The organism is Trebonia sp. (assembly GCF_049794275.1).
Taxonomy (GTDB): Bacteria; Actinomycetota; Actinomycetes; order Streptosporangiales; family Streptosporangiaceae; genus Trebonia.
The window spans coordinates 1-1,697 of the sequence record NZ_JBARCR010000932.1; the positions used below are offsets into that span (position 1 = coordinate 1).

At 68.3% G+C, this 1,697-nt stretch carries 2 protein-coding genes; one reads left to right on the forward strand and one right to left on the reverse strand.

The genetic code is table 11. The features are described from left to right. The coding region (locus WA805_RS24010; RefSeq protein WP_422338376.1) for a nucleotide excision repair endonuclease at nucleotides 1–495 on the reverse strand (495 nt) is incomplete at its 3' end. A gap of 84 nt (nucleotides 496–579) precedes the next feature. Between WA805_RS24010 and WA805_RS24015 the strand changes: the two genes are divergently transcribed. Then, a complete protein-coding gene (locus WA805_RS24015) occupies nucleotides 580–1,686 on the forward strand; it encodes a hypothetical protein (protein ID WP_422287123.1) in 1,107 nt (368 codons plus the stop codon). The last annotated feature ends 11 nt before the right edge of the window (nucleotides 1,687–1,697 follow it).

The window sequence follows — 1,697 nt, forward strand, 5'->3', positions numbered from 1 at the left end:
GTCGAGCAGCGTGCCGCGCAGTCCGGCGCCGGTGTAGGCCAGCGGGAGCACCCGGCCGAGCCCCTTCACCGCTTGCCGTGCCCGGCGGCCGCCGAGGTACGGGCCGAAGTACGCGATGTCCGCCGGCCGGTTCGCCGGCTCGTGGGCGACGGACAGGCCTGGCCGGGCCGGCCGCGGGTCCAGCCGGATGTAGACGGGATGCTCCTGGCCGCCCATGGTCAGGTTCCACGGCGGCAGCGACGTCGTGAGCAAGTTGCGTTCCAGCCATGCGGCCTCGTGCGCGGAGTCGCACGAGACCGCCTCGATCCGGCGTACCCGGGCCACCATCGGCGCAAGGTGGCCGCGATCGCGCAAGTCCAGCCAGTAGGAGGCGACGCGCCGCCGCAGCACGGTGGCTCGCCCGAGGTAAAGGACCTGGCCCGCCGCGTCGCGGAACCGGTACACCCCGGGCGTCAGGGGGAGCCTGGCGATCACCGCGGACAGGACCTTCTCCATTTGCTCAGTATCGCGCCAATCCCCCTCGGCTCCCCGCCCGTACTTGTTTCGGAGAAATCTGCTAGCGGAGGGAGCAGTAAGGACATGAGACCCACCCGAAGATTCGCCGGCATAGCGGCGATCGTCATGGCCACGGCCGGCCTGCTGGCCGGCAGCGGCATCGTAGCGACCGCGGCGAACGCCTCGGACACCTTCATCGGTCCGCTGAATCACACTAAGGTCATCGCGTCGACGGTGCCCGCCAACGGGGACGTCAACCCGTACGGCGTGGCCGTCGTGCCGCACAGCACCGGCCGCCTGTATCGCGGCGACGTGCTCGTCAGCAACTTCAACAACAGCGCCAATGTGCAGGGCACCGGCACCACGATCGTGCAGGTCAGCCCGCACGGCAAGGTCTCGCTGTTCGCCGGCATCACGGACAGCAAATGCCCTGGCGGCGTCGGCCTCACCACCGCCCTGGTGGCGCTGCGCAGCGGCTGGGTGATCGTCGGCTCGCTGCCAACGCAGAACGGCGTCATTTCCGGTCCCGGCTGCCTGATCGTCCTCGACCAGTGGGGCAACGTCAGGAAGACCATCACCGGTTACGGCATTGACGGCCCGTGGGACATGACCGCACTTGACGGGGGCCATGTCAGCGTGCTGCTCGTAACCAACGTGCTAGGCGGCATTCTCGGCAAGCACCCCAACCCCAACGGCGGCACCGTGCAGCGGCTGGTCATCACCAGCAAGCCCTTCCAGACCCCGCGGGTCCTCTCCAGCACCAAGATCGGATCGGGCTTCTCGGCCCGCACCGACCCGGCCGCGCTGGTACTCGGTCCCACGGGCGCCGGCCTTAGCCGGAATGGCACGCTGTACGTCGCCGACACGCTGAACAACAGGATCGCGGCCATTCCCGACGCGCTGTTCCGGCACCACAGTGACGGTACCGGCTACACCGTCAGCATGGGCCACCACCTGAACGCCCCGCTCGGCCTGGCCATCGCGCCCAACGGTCACATCCTGACCGTGAACGGCGGCGACGGGAACATCGTCGAGACCACGCCGGGCGGCAGGCAAGTCGCCTTTAAGACCATTGACAACAACATGGGCGGTGCGGGCGACCTGTTCGGTCTCGCCGTCAAGCCCGGTGCTGACGCCGTCTACTTCGTCGACGACTTCGGCTCCGACAACAACCTGCAGCTCTTCTTCTAGTCCATACCCGA